16 protein-coding genes and 1 riboswitch are annotated in these 18,057 nt (G+C 64.6%); of the genes, 2 read left to right on the top strand and 14 right to left on the bottom strand.

Annotated features, from left to right (window positions below; genetic code table 11):
- Positions 1–99: 99 nt before the first annotated feature.
- The 11 genes from HV675_RS30955 to HV675_RS30905 all read right to left on the bottom strand — a co-directional run bounded on the left by HV675_RS30955 (position 100) and on the right by HV675_RS30905 (position 12,667).
- Positions 100–1,122 carry a peptide ABC transporter ATP-binding protein gene (locus HV675_RS30955; protein ID WP_175115272.1) on the bottom strand — a complete coding sequence of 341 codons (1,023 nt, stop codon included), beginning with the start codon at positions 1,120–1,122 and terminating at the stop codon, positions 100–102.
- On the bottom strand, positions 1,119–2,117 hold the full coding sequence (locus HV675_RS30950) for an ABC transporter ATP-binding protein (protein WP_377700477.1): 999 nt from the start codon (positions 2,115–2,117) through the stop codon (positions 1,119–1,121). Before HV675_RS30950 ends, HV675_RS30955 begins: the two co-directional genes overlap by 4 nt.
- A 13-nt stretch (positions 2,118–2,130) precedes the next feature.
- Complete coding sequence (locus HV675_RS30945; RefSeq protein ID WP_175115270.1) at positions 2,131–3,048, bottom strand: ABC transporter permease subunit; 918 nt, start codon at positions 3,046–3,048, stop codon at positions 2,131–2,133.
- 86 nt (positions 3,049–3,134) lie between these two features.
- The gene (locus HV675_RS30940; RefSeq protein WP_175115269.1) at positions 3,135–4,148 is read right to left on the bottom strand and encodes an ABC transporter permease subunit; all 1,014 of its coding nucleotides are present in this window, start codon (positions 4,146–4,148) and stop codon (positions 3,135–3,137) included.
- Between the two features lie 139 nt (positions 4,149–4,287).
- Positions 4,288–5,919: an ABC transporter substrate-binding protein gene (locus tag HV675_RS30935; RefSeq protein ID WP_175115268.1), complete on the bottom strand. Its 1,632-nt coding sequence runs from the start codon at positions 5,917–5,919 to the stop codon at positions 4,288–4,290.
- 207 nt (positions 5,920–6,126) lie between these two features.
- On the bottom strand, positions 6,127–6,957 hold the full coding sequence (gene metF, locus HV675_RS30930) for a methylenetetrahydrofolate reductase [NAD(P)H] (protein ID WP_175115267.1): 831 nt from the start codon (positions 6,955–6,957) through the stop codon (positions 6,127–6,129).
- A 195-nt stretch (positions 6,958–7,152) separates the two neighbouring features.
- Positions 7,153–7,506: a phage holin family protein gene (locus HV675_RS30925; protein WP_175115266.1), complete on the bottom strand. Its 354-nt coding sequence runs from the start codon at positions 7,504–7,506 to the stop codon at positions 7,153–7,155.
- A 103-nt stretch (positions 7,507–7,609) separates the two neighbouring features.
- Positions 7,610–9,031 (bottom strand): adenosylhomocysteinase, encoded by a 1,422-nt coding sequence (ahcY, locus tag HV675_RS30920; protein WP_175115265.1) that lies wholly within the window; start codon positions 9,029–9,031, stop codon positions 7,610–7,612.
- Between the two features lie 29 nt (positions 9,032–9,060).
- A riboswitch (S-adenosyl-L-homocysteine riboswitch) is annotated at positions 9,061–9,172 on the bottom strand.
- A 192-nt stretch (positions 9,173–9,364) separates the two neighbouring features.
- Positions 9,365–10,930 (bottom strand): integrase, encoded by a 1,566-nt coding sequence (locus tag HV675_RS30915; RefSeq protein ID WP_175115264.1) that lies wholly within the window; start codon positions 10,928–10,930, stop codon positions 9,365–9,367.
- A gap of 468 nt (positions 10,931–11,398) precedes the next feature.
- Entirely contained in the window at positions 11,399–12,121 is a 723-nt protein-coding gene (locus HV675_RS30910) for an LrgB family protein (protein ID WP_175115263.1), read from the bottom strand.
- 54 nt (positions 12,122–12,175) lie between these two features.
- Positions 12,176–12,667, bottom strand: a complete 492-nt coding sequence (locus HV675_RS30905; protein WP_175115262.1) for a CidA/LrgA family protein — start codon at positions 12,665–12,667, stop codon at positions 12,176–12,178.
- A 175-nt stretch (positions 12,668–12,842) separates the two neighbouring features.
- Between HV675_RS30905 and HV675_RS30900 the strand changes: the two genes are divergently transcribed.
- Together HV675_RS30900 and HV675_RS30895 are read left to right on the top strand one after the other, a co-directional pair.
- Entirely contained in the window at positions 12,843–13,817 is a 975-nt protein-coding gene (locus HV675_RS30900; RefSeq protein WP_175115261.1) for a LysR family transcriptional regulator, read from the top strand.
- A 290-nt stretch (positions 13,818–14,107) separates the two neighbouring features.
- Positions 14,108–15,790: an isovaleryl-CoA dehydrogenase gene (locus HV675_RS30895; RefSeq protein ID WP_175115260.1), complete on the top strand. Its 1,683-nt coding sequence runs from the start codon at positions 14,108–14,110 to the stop codon at positions 15,788–15,790.
- Between the two features lie 144 nt (positions 15,791–15,934).
- Here the strand turns inward: HV675_RS30895 and HV675_RS30890 are convergent, their stop codons facing one another.
- The 3 genes from HV675_RS30890 to fliK form a co-directional block, all read right to left on the bottom strand.
- Positions 15,935–16,210 carry a GNAT family N-acetyltransferase gene (locus HV675_RS30890; protein WP_246270661.1) on the bottom strand — a complete coding sequence of 92 codons (276 nt, stop codon included), beginning with the start codon at positions 16,208–16,210 and terminating at the stop codon, positions 15,935–15,937.
- Positions 16,211–16,529: 319 nt separating this feature from the next.
- On the bottom strand, positions 16,530–16,928 hold the full coding sequence (locus HV675_RS30885) for an EscU/YscU/HrcU family type III secretion system export apparatus switch protein (protein WP_175115259.1): 399 nt from the start codon (positions 16,926–16,928) through the stop codon (positions 16,530–16,532).
- Positions 16,925–18,057, bottom strand: a 1,133-nt coding sequence (gene fliK, locus HV675_RS30880; RefSeq protein ID WP_175115258.1) for a flagellar hook-length control protein FliK, incomplete at its 5' end; no start/stop codon positions are given. The genes fliK and HV675_RS30885, both read right to left, overlap by 4 nt.

Here is an 18,057-nt window from a genome sequence, read left to right as displayed (position 1 = left end):
CCGACGCCGCGACACCCGACGCCGCGACCCTCGACACGACGGCACACGGCGCACGGGCGCCCGACGCAGCGGCGCGCCGGGCAGCGCGCCGCTGCCGTTTCAGGCATCCGCGTCTCCCACCTCCTCGGCGCGGTGACACGAGACCTGACGGCCGTCCACTTCACGCAGCTTCGGTTCCTCCTGACGGCACCGGTCGATCGCATACGGACAACGTTGATGGAAAGTGCATCCCGATGGCGGATTCAGCGGCGACGGCATTTCGCCTTGCAGCTTGATCCGGATTCGTCGGTCCGCTTCGAAGATCGACGGCGTGGCAGACATCAACGCCCGCGTGTACGGATGCCGCGGACGTTCGAAGATGGTCTTATTGTCGCCGAGTTCGGCCACACCACCGAAATACATCACCATCACATCGTCGGCGATATGCTCAACCACAGCCAGATTGTGTGAGATGAACACGTAGCTCGTCTTAAATTCCTCTTGCAGATCCATAAATAAATTAAGAATCTGCGCCTGGATCGACACGTCGAGTGCGGACACCGGTTCATCGGCGACGACGATTTGCGGATCGAGGATCATCGCGCGCGCAATCGCGACACGCTGCCGCTGGCCGCCGGAGAACATATGCGGGTAGCGTTTCGCGTGCTCGGGCCTGAGGCCGACGGTGCGCATCATCTGTGCGATCCGTTCGGCGCGCTCGGTCGCGGTGAGCGGCGTGTTGATCGCGAGCGGCTCGCCGAGCGTCTGCTCGACGGTCTTGCGCGGATTGAGCGATGCGAACGGGTTCTGAAACACCATCTGCACACGCCGGCGCAAAGCGGCGACCTTCGCGTGATCGGCGCCCGCGACGTCCTGACCGTCGATCAACAGACGCCCGGCAGTCGGCGGTTCGATCATGGTCAGCTGGCGCGCGAGCGTCGATTTGCCACAGCCGGACTCGCCGACCACCGCGAGCGTGCGGCCGCGCGTCAGCGCAAAGGACACGCCGTTCAATGCCTTCACCGTGCCGCGGCCGAACATGCCGCGCTTCACGTCGTAATGCTTTGTCAGCTGATCGGCAACCAGCACGGGGTCGCTGCCGGCTGGCGCGGTCGGGCGCTGCACTTCCGGTACGGCATTCATCGTGCGCCTCCCTGTTCAATCGCATCGGCGGCGAGGTTCAGCGGCTTGATGCAGCGAACGCGCACCGCGTCATCGTGATCCGGCAAGCGCTCGAGCGGCGGGCGCGCCTTCCTGCAGTCGTCGACCACATACTTGCAGCGTGGCGCAAACAGGCATCCGCGCGGACGATCGTCGCGCCCCGGCACGAGGCCGGGCAGCGCAGCCAGCCGCACCGCGCCGGCGTTGTGCTCCGGAATCGCCGCGAGCAGCGCTTCGGTGTACGGATGATGCGGCGCCGAGAAGATATCGGGCACGCGGTTCGTCTCGATGATCTCGCCCGCGTACATCACCGCGACCCGCTGCGCGACTTCCGACACGACCGCGAGATCGTGCGAGATCAGCACGAGCGCCATGCCGCGCTCCTTCTGCAACTGCACGAGCAGCTGCATGATCTGCGCCTGGATCGTCACATCGAGCGCGGTGGTCGGTTCGTCGGCAATCAGCAGCTTCGGATTGCACGCGACCGCCATCGCGATCATCACGCGCTGGTTCATGCCGCCGGACATCTGATGCGGAAACGACGCGATGCGGTTCTTCGCATCGGGAATGCCGACCTGATCGAGCAGTTCGAGCGCGCGCCGGTTCAGCGCGTCGCCGCGCAGCCCTTCGTGCAGCTTCAGCACTTCCTTGATCTGATAGCCGACCGTATAACTCGGGTTCAGGCTCGTCAGCGCGTCCTGAAACACCATCGCGATGTCCTTGCCGATAATCTTGCGGCGTTGCTTCGGCGTGGCATCGAGCAGGTTCTTGCCGTCGAACGTGATCTCGTCGGCGCTCACCTTGCCGGGCGCGTCGATGAGGCCCATCAGCGCCATCATCGTCACGCTCTTGCCCGAGCCCGATTCGCCGACCACGCCGACCACTTCGCCGGGCGCGACGCTCAGGTTCACGCGATCGACCGCGGCGAGGCCGCCGAAGTCCACCGCGAGATTGCGCAGGGTCAACAGATCGCTCATCGAATTGCTCATGTCAGGCCATCCGTTTCAGTTTGGGATCGAGCGCATCGCGCAAGCCGTCGCCGAGCAGGTTGATCGCGAGCACCGAGACCAGAATCGAAAGACCGGGCATCGTGACGATCCACCATGCGCTGTCGATATAGTCGCGCGCGGAGGCGAGCATCGCGCCCCACTCCGCCAACGGCGGCTGCACGCCGAGGCCGAGAAAGCCGAGCGCCGCAGCGTCCAGAATGGCCGACGAAAAGCCGAGCGTGGCCTGCACGATCAGCGGCGCGGTGCAGTTCGGCAGCACTTGCGAGAACATCAGCCGCAACGTGCCCGCACCCGCGACGCGCGATGCCATCACGTATTCCTTGTGCAGTTCGCCGAGCGCCGATGCGCGCGTGAGACGCACATAGCCGGGCAGCGCGACGATGGCAATTGCCAGCATCGTGTTGATCAGCCCCGGACCGATGATCGCGACCACGGCGACCGCGAGCAGCAGCGACGGCAGCGCGAGCAGCACGTCCATCACGCGCATGATCGGCGTGTCGGCCCACTTCTCGAAGAACGCCGCGACGAGGCCAAGCACGATGCCGGGCAGCAGCGCGAGCACCACCGACACGCAACCGATCCAGAACGACAGCCGCGCGCCGTACATGAGCCGCGAAAGAATGTCGCGGCCGGCTTCATCGGTGCCGAGGATGAACTTCCAGTTGCCGCCGTCGAGCCATGCGGGCGGAATCTTCACGAAGTCGCGGTACTGCTCGATCGGGCTGTGCGGCGCGATCAACGGCGCGAAGATCGCGACGAAGACCAGCGCCAGCACGACGGTGCCGGCGCCGACCGCGCCGCGGTTGCGCGAGAAATTCGCCCAGAATTCGCGTGCGGCCAGCGCGCGACCGCCTGGTGGGGTGACCGCCTGGGGGACGGTATTTTGTAAATCGGCCATCATGCCTCCCGCCGAGCCGCCTCAAGGGAGGCATGCGCCCCCTCGGGGGGCAGCGAACGAATGTGAGCGTGGGGGTCCATTCTTTTTTACCTCGTATGGCGAATGCGCGGATTCAACACGCCGTACAACAGATCGACGACAAGGTTCACCACGATAACCAGCGTCGCGATCATCAGGATGCCGCCCTGCACAACCGGATAATCGCGCCGGCTGATCGCATCGATCAGCCACTTGCCGATGCCGGGCCATGAAAACAGCGTCTCGGTCAGCACCGCGCCCGCAAGCAGCGTACCGACCTGCAGGCCGATCACGGTCACCACCGGAATCAGCGCATTGCGCAACGCATGCACGACAATCACGCGCGCCGGCGACAAGCCCTTTGCGCGCGCGGTGCGGATATAGTCTTCGCGCAGCACTTCGAGCATCGACGAGCGCGTCATTCGCGCGACCACCGCGAGCGGAATCGTGCCGAGCACGATCGCCGGCAGAATAAGGTGGCTCAGCGCGGAGCGGAACGAGCCTTCGTCCGTGCCGGGCAGCAGCGAATCGATCAGCATGAAGCCGGTCACGTGCGGGATGTCGTATTCGACCGCGATGCGGCCCGACACCGGCGTCCAGCCGAGCTTCGACGAAAACACCATGATGAGGATCAAGCCCCACCAGAAGATCGGCATCGAATAGCCGGTCAGCGCGGTGCCCATCACGCCGTGATCGACTACGGTGCCGCGCCGCAGTGCGGCGAACACGCCGGCCGGCAGGCCGATCACCAGCGCGAACAGCATCGCGCAGATCGACAGTTCGATGGTGGCCGGAAAGCGCGCAAGGAACTCGTCCATCACGCTGGTGTTCGTGATGATCGACGTGCCCAGGTTACCCGACAGCGCGCGGCCGACGTAATGCAGGTATTGGAGCGGCAGCGGCTCGTCGAGTCCGAGACGGTGCAGTGCGGCGGCGTGCATCGCCGGGTCGACGCCGCGCTCGCCCATCATCACCTCGATCGGGTCGCCCGGAATCAGGTGGATCAGCGCGAACGCAAGGATCGTAATGCCGATGAAAGTCGGAATCACCATCCCGATGCGGCGCAAAACGAATCGGAACATGGATCGTCCCTATGGTCTGGGTGGGGAAAAACGCAACCGGCGACAAGGGCTCGTGACCCCGTCGCCGGACCATTTCGACCAGTCTTCTTAACCGTGCGAAAAACTGACTGCGGCTGGTTGCGTATCGTGTTGCCGCGGCTTACTGCATGCCGACGCCATCGAAGCGCAGATACCCGAGCGATTCGATGCGCATGTCCGTCACCTTTCTGCTCATCGGCTGATAAACCGTCGAGTGTGCGATCGGCGAGAACGGCAGTTGTTCCGCGAAAATCTGCTGCGCCTGCACATAGAGCTTCGTGCGCGCATCCTGACCGTTGGTTTCGCGGCCCTTCTTCACGAGTTCGTCGAATGGCTTGTAGCACCACTTCGAGAAGTTATTGCCATTCACCGCTTCGCAGCCGAGCAGCGTGCCGAGCCAGTTGTCCGGGTCGCCATTGTCGCCGGTCCAGCCGATCAGCATCGTGTCGTCTTCGCCCGCGTGCGCGCGCTTGATGTACTCGCCCCATTCGTACGTGACGATCTTCGCCTTCACGCCGATCTTCGCCCAGTCCGATTGAATCATTTCGGCCATCAAACGGCCATTGGGGTTGTACGGACGCTGCACCGGCATCGCCCACAGCGTGATCTCGAAGCCATTCGCGAGACCCGCCTTCGCGAGCAACGCCTTCGCCTTGTCCGGATCGTACGACGCGGACTTCAGCGATGTGTCGTACGACCATTGCGTCGGCGGCATCGGGTTCGTCGCGAGCTGACCCGCGCCCTGGTAGACCGAATCGATGATCGCTTTCTTGTTGATCGCCATATCGAGCGCCTCGCGCACTTCGACCTTGTCGAGCGGCTTGTGCGTGACGTTGAACGCGAGGTAGCCGAGGTTGAAGCCCGCCTGCGACGGCATCGCGATATTGTTGTCCGCTTTCAGCGGCGCGATGTCGGCCGGACGCGGATAGCTCATCACCTGGCATTCGTCGCGCTTCAGTTTCTGCACGCGCACACCCGGGTCGGGCGTGATCGAGAAGATCAGCTTCGAGACCTTCACGGTGTTCGGCTTCCAGTAATCAGGATTGCCATCGAAGCGGATCGTCGCGTCCTTCGTATAGCTCCTGAAAATAAACGGGCCTGTGCCGACCGGCTTCTGGTTGATATCGGCGGCCTTGCCGTCTTTCAGCAACTGGTCCGCGTATTCGGCCGACAGGATCGACGCATATTCCATCGCGAGATTCTGGATGAACGGCGCGTTCACTTCGGCCAGCGTGAATTTCACGGTGTACGGGTCGACCTTTTCGATCTTTGTGATCAGCTTGTCCAGACCCATGTCGGTGAAGTACGGGAACTGCACCGGGTATGCCTTGCGAAACGGCTGGTTCGGATCGAGCATGCGCTGGAACGAGAACACCACGTCGTCCGCGTTGAATTCGCGCGTCGGCTTGAAAAAGGATGTGGTCTGGAACTTCACGCCGTGACGCAGATGGAACGTGTACGTCTTGCCGTCCGGCGACACATCCCACTTCTCGGCGAGGCCCGGTTCGACCTTCGTGCCGCCGCGCTCGAATTCGACAAGGCGGTTGTACACGGTGAACGTGTTCGCGGTGAAGTCGACGCCGGTGGTGTATTGCGCGGGATCGAAGCCCGCAGGGCTGCCTTCGGAACAGTAAACGAGGGTTTTGTTCGGAATATCGGCAGCGTTCGCCAGTTGGGCTCCGGCCATCGACGCCGTTGCGACCGCACCCAGCGTTGTGAGCCGCAGCGCGCGCAACAGTTTGTTTTGGTTCATGTTTCCTCCACGTTTTGTAACCGGTCGAAACCAGCGTAGCGCGATATTACTGAGCTTTGCGGGCCCCCACAAGCGGACAAAATCCGCGTGGCGCAAACGTAAAAACATGTATAGGAAACGGGTCGAACGAGCCGTTTTGCGCGGCCGAACGCCACGCGCGGCGAGCGCGCATGGCGTTGACCTGCAGGATGCGGTATGCGTGCCGGGTTAGAGCCCGAGACGTTCGCAGATCGACTTCGTCGCGGCCGAACCGTTGAGCGTATAGAAATGCAGGCCCGGCACGCCCGCGGCGACGAGCCGCTCGCACAGCGCGGTCACCACGTCGAGGCCGAATGCGCGAATCGCGTCGCGATCGTCGCCGAAACCCTCGAGCCGGCGCGCGACCCAGCGCGGCACTTCAGCGCCGCACATCTCGGAGAAACGCATCAGCTGCGAGTAGTTCGTGATCGGCATGATGCCGGGCACGATCGGCACATCGACGCCGAGCTTGCGCGCATCGTCGACGAAATGAAAATACGCATCCGCATTGAAGAAGTACTGCGTGATCGCGGAATCGGCGCCGGCCTTCACTTTGCGCGCGAAGTTCTCGAGATCGTGACGCGGCGAGCGCGACTGCGGATGGCACTCCGGATACGCGGCGACTTCGATATGAAACGTGTTGCCGAACTCGGCGCGGATAAAGCTGACCAGTTCCGACGCATAGCGCAGCTCGCCGACCGCGCCCATGCCCGAAGGCAAATCGCCGCGCAGCGCGACGATATGGCGAATGCCATGCGAGCGGTACTCGTTCAGGATCGCGCGCAAATCGTCTTTCGACGAGCCGATGCACGACAGATGCGGCGCCGCTTCGAGGCCGCTCTTCGCCATCTCGACGACCGTATCGAGCGTGCCCTGCTGCGTCGAGCCGCCGGCGCCGAACGTGACCGATACAAACTTCGGCTTGAGCGGCATCAGCTGATCACGCGTCGCGCGCAGCTTGTCGACGGCTTCCGGCGTCTTCGGCGGGAAGAATTCGAATGAAAGTTCGATGGAGTTCATATTCGGATTCATGGTCCGGGTTCATAGCGCGGCTTCACGGTCCGGCATCGCAGTCCGGCTTTACGGATCTGCTTCACAGCCTGCTTCAAAGCCTGCTTCACAGCCCGCTTCACAGCCCGTTTCAAAGCCTGGCTCTACAGCTCCGCCACAGCCCGATACGCAACCGCAGCGCCCGGGCAAGTCGCATCGCGACCGCTAGCCGAAACTGCGATTGCCGAGAATAACCGCGGACAGCAGCCACGACACGATGCTGTACAGAATCGACCCGAAGAACGCCGCCCAGAACCCCGACACCTCGAACCCTTTCAGCAGCGACGCGCACAGCCAGAAACACAGCGCGTTGACGACGAGGATAAAGAGTCCGAGCGTGAGGATCGTGACCGGCAGCGTCAGCAGGATCAACACTGGCCGCAATATCGTGTTGATGAGCCCGAGCACCAGCGCGACGATCAATGCGGTGCCGAAGCTGCGGATATGAATCGACGGCACGATATACGTGATGATCAACAACGCGAGCGCATTGATCAGCCAGGTCAACAGCACGGTCATGTAAAGCTCCTTCGTGGCAAGCGGTCCGCATGGAACGTGAATTCGCGCAGTGCGGCCCGCCGGTTATGCGAACGGGCGCTGCACTGCGCGACGCGCTACGTGCTTAGTAGCGGTAGTGGTTCGGCTTGAACGGACCGTTCTTGTCCACGCCGATATAGCCGGCCTGTTCCGTGGACAACACCGTCAGGTTCACGCCGATGCGCGCCAGATGCAGGCGCGCGACCTTCTCGTCCAGTTGCTTCGGCAACACGTAGACCTTGTTCTCGTACTTGTTGCCTTGCGTGAACAGTTCGATCTGCGCGAGCGTCTGGTTCGTGAACGAGTTCGACATCACGAACGACGGGTGACCGGTCGCGCAACCGAGGTTCACGAGGCGGCCTTCAGCCAGCAGGATGACGCGCTTGCCGTCCGGGAAAATGATGTGGTCGACTTGCGGCTTGATGTTGTCCCACTTGTACTGACGCGTCGATGCGACGTCGATTTCCGAATCGAAGTGGCCGATGTTGCAGACAATCGCGTTGTGGCGCATCGCCTTCATGTGATCGTGGTTGATCACGTGGTAGTTGCCGGTCGCCGTCACGAAAATGTCGGCTTTGTCCGCTGCGTACTCCATCGTCACGACGCGGTAGCCTTCCATCGCCGCCTGCAGCGCGCAGATCGGATCGATTTCGGTCACCCACACGGTCGCGCCGAGGCCGCGCAGCGATTGCGCGCAGCCCTTGCCCACGTCGCCATAGCCGGCCACGACCGCGATCTTGCCGGCGATCATCACGTCGGTGGCGCGCTTGATGCCGTCGACGAGCGACTCGCGGCAGCCATACAGGTTGTCGAACTTCGACTTCGTGACCGAATCGTTCACGTTGATCGCCGGGAACGGCAGACGGCCTTCCTTTTCCATCTGATACAGACGGTGCACGCCGGTCGTCGTTTCTTCGGTGACGCCCTTGATATGCGCAAGACGTGTGGAATACCAGGTCGGGTCCACATCCAGATGTTGCGCGATCGACTTGTAGAGCGCGGTTTCTTCTTCATTGGTCGGCTTCGCGATAACCGAGCGATCCTTCTCGGCCTTCGAGCCGAGAATGAGCAGCAGCGTGGCGTCGCCGCCATCGTCGAGGATCATGTTCGCGAACTGGCCGTTCGGCCATTCGAAGATGCGGTGCGTGTACTGCCAGTATTCGTCGAGCGTTTCGCCCTTGTACGCGAACACCGGCGTGCCGCCATGCGCGATGGCCGCAGCCGCGTGGTCCTGGGTCGAGAAGATGTTGCACGAGGCCCAGCGCACGTCGGCGCCGAGCGCCTTCAGCGTCTCGATCAGCACGCCGGTCTGGATGGTCATGTGCAGCGAACCGGCGATGCGCGCGCCTTTCAGCGGCTGCTGCGCCTTGTATTCGTCACGGATCTGCACGAGGCCCGGCATTTCCGTTTCGGCGATGTCGAGTTCCTTGCGGCCCCACGCGGCAAGCGCGAGGTCAGCGACGACGAAATCTTTCGAGTCTTTGGAATCGTAAACTGCGGCGTTCATCACGCCCTCCTTTCTAAGAGATTAGAAGATTGACGTGAGCGCCGTTCGATGCAAAAAGCAAGCCGTGATACGTGCATGCTCTTCGAATTGACCACCTTCAAGCCTGGCGGGCGGGAACCCGTCGCAACGCTCCTCAAAGGCGAGCGCAGATTGTAGCAAATCAGGCTGGCGTGCGCGACGGGCGTTTACTGTGAGGGGCGTCCGCACGGCCGGCGCCGTTGGCTCACGTGCAGAGAATACGAATAAAAGAGTACAGCGTGGCTGGTGAAACCGGAAGAACCGAAAAGATCCGACTGCCGGGAACAACGGCGCTTCGCAGTCACGGCTCGTGAGTCAACTGCTTTCGAGCAGATCCACGCACTCCAGCGGGGCCTCGCGACTGACCAATGCGAGAGCCAGGTTAGCCTTCGCAACCAGTTCCAGTGGCCTCAAATTTTGAACGTGATGCCCGTGCACGATCCGGTCCATTCCAGCGCCGGCAAGCTTCGCCACCGTGCGCAAACTCGCCGTTAGCGCCACGCTATCAAGGCGGCCTCCATGAAGTATGAGGTTGCGCTGCCGATACAACCGGTGAAACGAGTCGCCGATCGTTTCCCGGATGGTTTGCAACTCACGCGCGGGGTTCGCGAACAACTTCTTCAGCCGGGCGATTGCCGCCTGGTCTGCCACGCTGGTCATCTCCGGCAAGCGTCCATCGATGATCATCCTGGCCAGGATGCGGCAGCGCTCGCGGTTTGTCTCCACGCCTTCAAGCTCGGTGCATTGCTCCGGATGCGTGCGCTGCGCACGATAGGACAATGCCGTCAGTTCCGCACGTGGAAACGAACAGGTGACCAGCGTGGCCAGATTGTCCGCGGCAGTGGCGCGATCACTCGGATCCGCGAGCAAACCTTCAATCGCTCCCCAGCCGCCGGCCACCGCCGCCGGCGCAGAGCTTCCATCCAGGTGAGCCAGTAGCTCCAGCGCTGCGTCCACACTCTGACTCACATCGGCAGAGAAAACGCGGTCCCCGCGAAACAGCTCCTTCACGCCGACGCCTCGCGAGTCCTCTTTCATGGGCGCAGGCGCAGCACCACCTTTGACCCACAGCATGGGCACACGATTAAGCGGCGCGCCAGTGGCAATCAGCGCGCGAGCGGCATAGCGATCGGACTCGCTTCTTGCCACTTGCGCCGCACCGATTGCATCTCTGGCTTGCACCCTCAGGACGATGGCGACAGGGGAGCGTACGCCGGCCGTGTCGAAGCCGTTTTCCTTCAGCCACGCGATGATGGCCGCGCCCCGCAGCCACGAAGGGGGCACTCCGTTAGGCAGTGCCGGGATGGTGGTGAATGCCAGTAACACCTCGAATTCACGGCGCGGGCTCGCCGACATCTCGGCCTGAATTGCGTCGCAAAGTTGCGGCAAAGTGATCGGCTCCGGCGCATCGAGTCTGGCCTTGATGAAGTCGTGCAGATACTGACCTGCGAAGCCCGCATCGAGTAAGTAAGCGGCAACGCTGCGGGCGAAGTGCTCGACAGTGAACCTTCCGGCGGCGAATGCTCTGCCCCAGCGGGTCAGATAGTCCGATGAGACGCGAGCAGAAAGTTCTCTAATCCCGAAGTGGGCCGCTCCGTCAGCCCGCGGAACCTGGTGCACCTGCTGACGAAGGAACTGTTTTTCCGCTTCGGTGAAGGCAGGATGCACCCCGACCCGCTTTTGCAGGGAAGACGCCATCCGTTTGATCGCGGCTTCGCTGAGATGCCCTTGTCTCAACGCGGCGCATGCCTCGTACAATTCTTCCATCGCCAACACGACGCCAATGCCCCATAAGGACCGGAACCACGGTTTTCTCTCCGAAAGAAACTCAAGGAGCCTTACGACGGCGGACTTCTCTAGAGAATTGACGGAGATAAGCATGCGGAGTATTCTGATGATTCGGCCAACCAAGGTTGGCTCACCATCTACGTGGGGCGCGACCCGAAAGGAAGCGGCAGCTTAGCTGCTCAATCTGATTGGCTCAAGCCCCCAGTTCTGAAAGGCCCCGCGTTTGCGGGGCCTTTTTTTGCGCCAGACGAAACCCATAGATCTCGCAGTCGATTTTTCTGACAGCTATCTTTGAATTGTTGTGGCAGGCCCACCGCATCATCACTATCGATGATGAGCGACGCCTACGTTTCCTGGATGTCGCGTCCATGGCGAAACCCGGTCGGAATTTTCCTTCGAGGCGTTCGATGACGAGCATGCTGCGCCAGCGAGATTTTGCAGAGCGACCATTTCCCGTCGATCGCCGAACCGGGCACGCATCGAATTCGTTAGCGGGTCGTCTTGTCTCGACACCTCGCGCCTTCTAACGCATTCGAGACGAGTACGTCGTCATCCTGCCAGTCAAATCGGCAGCATCGAAAACATCGGCGCGAGCAGCACCATCACCACCCCCGCGATCATCATCGTCAGGCTCGCGACCACGCCCTCCTCGCTGCCGAGTTCACGCGCTTTCGCCGTGCCGACGCCGTGCGCGGCCGCGCCGAACAGCGCGCCGCGCGCAAGCCGCGAACGCAGCGGCAGCAGCGCGAGCACGAGTTCGCCGAACAGCATCCCGCACACGCCGGTCGCGATCACAAAGAGCGCGGTGAGATCCCGCGGCGCATGAATCCGGTCGCTGACCGCGAGCGCGAACGGCGTCGAGATCGAACGCGTCATCAGGCTGCGCTGCAATTCGGGCGACAGGTGCAGCAGTTTGGCGAGCGCGAGCGACCCGCCCACCGCGACGACAATGCCGACCGCCACGCCAACAGCCAGCGACAGCCAGTGCCGTTTCATCAGCTCGCGATACTCGTAGATCGGCACCGCGAATGCGACCGTCGCGGGCCCGAGCAACCACATCAGCCAGCGCGTGTCCCGGAAGTAGACCGGATACGGAATATGCAGGAACGCGACGAACGCGACCAGCACGATCGGCACCGCGACGAGCGGCGTGAACCACATCGTCTTTACGCGCGCGTACAGCACCTTCGACAGGAAGTAGAGCGCGATGGTCAGCGCGAAACAGCCGGCGGCAATCAACCGCGACTGGTGGTCGGCGAAGAGGGACGCGTAGAGCGTGCTCATGGGGAAAACGCGATGGCGTGATGGGCGTCGTTGCGCGCGCGGCGGCAACGGCGCTCAGCGGACCGGCCGGCGCGCGGCCGGCATCGGCACGGGCACCGCGACCGGTACTGGCACGCGCCGCAGCGCGAACCGGCGTTCGAGACGCGACGTCTGTTCAACCGCGAACGCCACCGCGACCATCACCATCAGCGTGCCGCCCACGACGACCAGCGCGAGCCGCCAGCCGTCCTCGCGCAGCAGGCCGCCGTACTGGACCGCCGCCACCGCCGCCGGAATAAAGAACAGCAGCAGTTCCGACAGCAGCCAGTCGGCGCCCGCCTTCACCCAGCGCGGCGCGATGCCGCCGCACAGCAGCGCCGCGAGCAGCGCAAGCAGCCCGACCACGCCGCCCGGCACCGGCAGCCCGAGATGCCGCACCGCGAAGTCGGCGACGAACCACACACCCGCGAGCGCCGCACATTGGGCGACGATCCGCAACGCACGGACACCTGATGCGAGCGCGCCCGATCGCGCGCGGGCGGCAAACCTCGTGACGGAAACGCTCATCGTGGTAACTCCCTGGTGCTTTTCTGTTCGGACGAGTATAGGGTTTCTACCAATATAAATATAATGACTTAGACTTATTCAATTCATTCCTGAATGGAATCCCAGCGGGTCGCGGGGTGCTGGGTTCGAAACCCCGGGTTTGACGCCCGGGTGTGACATTTATCGGAGCTTCATCGTGGAACTGCGCGCGCTTCGCTATTTCATCGAGGTGGTCCGGCAGCGAAGCTTTACGGTCGCCGCCGGGCAACTATTCGTCACGCAGCCGACCATCAGCAAGATGGTGAAGGCGCTCGAAGACGAGATCGGCTCGCCGCTGCTGCTGCGCGACGGCCGCCAGATGGTGCTGACCGATGCCGGCCGGATCGTCTTTCAGCGCGGCCAGGACGTGCTCGCCGCGCATGCGCAGCTGCAAAAAGAGCTCGACGACCTCGGCACGCTCGGCCGCGGCCAGTTGACCATCGGCATTCCGCCGATGGGCGGCGCGCTGTTCACGCCGGCCATCGCCGCCTTCCGCCAGCGCTACCCGAAGGTCGAGATGAAGCTGATCGAGCAAGGCTCGCGCGCGGTCGAGGCGGCGCTGATCGACGGCGAACTCGAGCTCGGCGGCGTGTTGCTGCCGGTCGACCCCGACGCGGTCGACACACTGCCGATGACGCGCCAGCGCCTGTGGCTCGTCGCGCGCACCGGGTCGCGCTGGGACGGCGTGCAGCAGGTGCCGCTGGCCGATCTGGCCAACGAGCCGTTCGTGTTCTACGGCGAGAGCCTCGCACTCAACGACATCGTGCTGCAGGCGTGCCGCAGCGCCGGCTTCGCGCCGACCGTCGTGAGCCGCAGCGAGCATTGGGATTTCATGGTCGCGCTGGTGCTGGCGGGCGTCGGGATCGCGCTATTGCCGGCGCCGTATTGCCGGCGGCTCGATGCGGAACAGTTCACGTGCCGGCCGGTCGTCGAGCCGGAAATTCTGTGGGAAATCGCGATCGGCTGGCGGCGCGACGGCTATCTGTCGCATGCGGCGCGCGCGTGGCTCGACGTCGCACGCGAGACGCTGCGCGGCCAGTCCGGCGACGATTTCATGCACGCGCCGGCATTGGGTATCGTGATGAGCGGCGCAGCGGCGGTGCCGGCCGGCAAGAGCGGCGCCCACGAGTAGCCGCGGCCCGGCGCGGTTGCGCGGCCTCGCGAGGCGCCGCGCGGCGGATACGCCGCTCATCCCGTCCGGCGCATCATGCAGGGGCGATCCCGCGACAGGACCGACTGAACCTCGGCGAGAGTCGGAGCGAGTGCGTCGCGCAGCCACGCGACGAGCCGCGTGCAACGGCGAACGCACGGCCTCGCGATGATTGAGCGGCTGAGCGTGCGTGCTTGCGTCCGAAACACCCATCGGCGCATGCCGTGCGCGACAATGTCCGAACGGCCCATGTCGCAGACGGGAGAGCTCAGATGGACACCTTCGGCCCCGGCAACACGCACGACGTCACCAATCAGGTTCCGCCCCTCACCGGCTACAACCTGTTCACCCGCGACGCGGCGCTCGTCGCGGCCGTCGAACGCGAAGGCGCCGGCTGGCATCGCGCGGTACTCGAGCGCGACGGCGCGGCGCTGTCGGCGCCCGACATACTGGCGCTCGCCGAACTGGCGAACCGCCACACACCCGAGCTGTTCACGCACAGCCCGCGCGGCGAACGCATCGATGCGCTCGAGTTTCATCCGGCATGGCACAGCTTGCTCGCGCAACTGCGCGGCGCGGGACTGCACGCGTTGCCGTTCGCCGATCCGCGTCCGGGCGCCATGGTCGCGCGCTGTGCGTCCTATCTGCTGCACGCGCAGATCGAAGCGGGCGCGCTGTGCCCGATCACGATGACCTTTGCGAGCATTCCGGTGCTGCAGCGCGAACCCCACCTCTTCGCCGCACTGCACGACAAGCTGTACACGCGCGACCACGATCCGCGCGACCTGCCGCTCGCACAGAAGACGTCGATGCTGATCGGCATGGGCATGACCGAAAAGCAGGGCGGCTCCGATGTGCGCAGCAACCGCACGCGCGCGGTCGCGGCACAAGGTTCGGGCGGCGCCGGACGCGGCGGCGAGTATCGCCTCACCGGTCACAAATGGTTCTTCTCGGCGCCGCAATGCGACGCGCATCTCGTGCTCGCGCGCACCGAAGATGACGCAGGCGTGTCGTGTTTTTTCGTGCCGCGCTTTTCGCCCGACGGCAGCAAGAACGCGGTGCGCGTGCAGCGGCTCAAGAACAAGCTCGGCAACCGCTCGAATGCGAGCAGCGAAGTCGAGTTCTTCGACGCGTACGGCGTGATGGTGGGCGACGAGGGCCGCGGCGTGCCGACCATCATCGAAATGGCGAATTACACGCGTCTCGATTGCGCGCTCGGCAGCACGGCGCTGATGCGCGCGGCGCTTGTGCAGGCGATTCACCATGCGCGGCAGCGCAGCGCATTCGGCCGGCTGCTCGCCGAACAGCCGCTGATGCGCAACGTGCTCGCCGACCTCGCGCTCGAATCGGAAGCGGCCACGCTGCTCGTCATGCGCCTCGCGCGCGCGTTCGAGGACACCACAGGCACGCTCGAAGAACGCGCGTGGCGGCGGCTCGTCACGCCGGCCGCGAAGTACTGGATCTGCAAACGCGCACTCGAATTCACCGGCGAAGCGATGGAAGTCTGGGGCGGCAACGGCTACGTCGAAGAAGGGCCGATGGCGCGTTTCTATCGCGAGGCGCCGGTCAACTCGATCTGGGAAGGGTCGGGCAATGTGATGTGCCTCGATGTGTTGCGCGCGCTGGAACGCGAACCGGAAGCCGCGCAGGCATTGCTCACCGCGTGGCGCGGCGTGGCGCAGGATTACGCGCCGCTTGCGGCCGCGCTCGACCGGCTGCTCGCGGCGCTGGCCGCGTCGCCCGATACGCGCGAGGCATCCGCGCGCCGCATTGCGCAGCAACTTATCCTGATCGCGCAGGCGGTGCTGCTCGTGCAGCACGCCCCGCCGCCGGTCGCCGACGCATTCGTCGCGACGCGCATCGCCGATGGTTGCGGGGACAACGGCCGCGTCTACGGCACGTTGCCGCCGGGGGTCGATCATGCGGCGCTGGTCGAGCGCGCGTTTGCGCGGTGAAGGTGCTGAGCGCGCGATAGCGCGCGTGACGGATCGTGCAGCAGGAAGCTGCACGCGACGCGCCGCACGATCGTTCCGAAATGAAGGCGGTCGAGTCGTTGAAGCCCGCAAAAAACCAAGCCGTGCTGTCTGCCCCGGCTTTCGTCAAGCCTGTTTGATTGTCGCTACCGGCAGAAATAGCCTGCGCGGCGTGTCGGTGAACGGCTCGAACCCATATTTCCGGTAGAACCCGGCCGCGCCGCTGTCGATCGCATCGACAACAACACACTGCACGCCGATTGCCTCGGCAGTAGTCAGCACGGTGTCGAGCGCATGCGCAAGAAGGTGTTCGCCGAGGCCCTGGCCTTTGTACTTCGTATCGACGGCCAGCCGTGCCAGCAACACCGCAGATACATTCCCGGGAAGTCGCGCGCCTGACATCCCATCGGTTTCTACCGACGTGGCTGCGAGCGCGTAATGCCCGACGATTACCCGGTCATCATCAGGCGAAGTCGCGACATACGGTTAGGGGGCGGCGGCTGACTCCCGGGCCTCGACGCTGCAATCACGGGCAACGGCAAGCACGGAAAGAGCGACGACCTGGATCGAACCGCCTGAATTGGCGCTGGATCGCGAGCGGGAACGCTGGAAACTCAGGCCGTGGCGGCACGCAGAAGGGCGTGCCGAAGTGAAATGCGCGTTGAGCGCAGGCTAACGTGCCGTGTGAGACCGCGCCCGATATAGCGCGCGCCGCCGCGCCCTACTTCAACCAGCGCGTCGGCGGCACGTCGCCGCGCGGCAGGCGCGCCGCCTCGGCATCCTCAGCCGGGTCGCCCGGTACCGGTTCGACCGTCACGGTGCTCTCGTCGCTTTGCTCGTCCGCCGGATCGGCTGCACCGCTTTCGAGCCGGTGCAGCCATGCGAGCAGTTCCGCGACCGCCTGATAAAGCTGCGGCGGAATCCGCGAATCGAGATCGACCTGCATCAGCAGCGACACCATCTCGGGCGCCTCGTGCACGTAGAGGCCGGCCTCTTTCGCGCGCTGGATGATCATCTCCGCGACGAGCCCATAGCCCTTCGCGACGACGCGTGGCGCATCGCCTGGAAGTTGACCGTCGTATGAGAGCGCCGCGGCGCTTTTGCGATGCGACCGGCTCAAAGCAGCACGTCTCCATCGAACAGATCGACCGGCGGGGTATAACGGCCGGTGTGCGTGTCGTTCGCGGCATGGGCCGCATCGGCCGCCGATGCCGAGCGCGCATAGGCTTGCGCGGCCTCGGTCGCCGCGGCGCCACCCAGCGGACCAAAGCCGGGCCCGACGCCGCCACTCGGGCCGCCGCCGACGATCTCGCGAATCGCCAGCGCATTGAGCGCGATGCCGACGGCCGCGAGCCCCCGCCTGAACGATTCGCCTTGCGCCGCAAGCCGCGCGGCGCCCGACGGACTCGCCTGCACGCGCGCGGTGAGCTGCGTGCCGACCAGCGTCAGATCCGCGTCGACCGTACCCAGCACCGGCAACGACAGCGTGAGCCGCGTGCGCCATGGCCGCTGCGCCTCTTCTTCGGGCGAATCGGTAGCGCCGCCGCGCGACCAGCGGTCGCCGCGCTCCTCGATGGTCCAGTCAAGACGCGCACCCGGCCACGCTTCGCCGCTCCAGCGAAATTCGCCGGTTGCCAGCAGATCCAGTTGCTGACGCACGAGCGTGACCGTCGCCGGATGCACGGACGCGGCCATCGCCTGCGTCGACATCTGCGCCTGCGGCGCACTGGCCTGGGCGCTGCCCGCGTTGCTGTTCGCGACGCCGGCAGTCGTGCCGCCGCCACGCACGGCCGGATTCGATGAACCCGCGCCGAACGCGTCTTCCGCGAATTCCTGCACGGCGGCCGCAAAGCGCGCCGCCATCGGCATCGGCCCGGACGGCCCCTGCTGCGCCGCGCCGGTCTGCTGCGGCGCGCCGCCAGGCTGCGCGGGCGACCCGCCGTGCCACCACGACGCGAGGCCCTCGCCGTCCGCGCCGGTATCGCCCCCGAGCGCCCAGTCGAGCGGCAGTTGCGCCGCTTGCGCAAAAAGGCGGTTCTGCGGCTCGTCGGCGAGTGTTGAGGGCGAGCGTTGTCCGCTTAGCCACTGCGCAAGATGCGATTCATAGAAGAGTCCGCTTTCGCTGACGGTCTGGCGCAGCGCCGCGGCAAGCGCGCCGACCGGCACGGTGACGGCCGCGAGCGTGACGCCGGATGCGCCCGTCGCGCTTTGCGCATCGGCGCTGTCCGGCGCAGTCGCAGCCGGCGCGG

It is taken from the genome of Paraburkholderia solisilvae (assembly GCF_902859875.1).
Classification (GTDB): Bacteria; Pseudomonadota; Gammaproteobacteria; order Burkholderiales; family Burkholderiaceae; genus Paraburkholderia; species Paraburkholderia solisilvae.
Note: the sequence above shows the minus strand (reverse complement) of the source record. Positions and strands in the feature narration are given on the sequence as shown.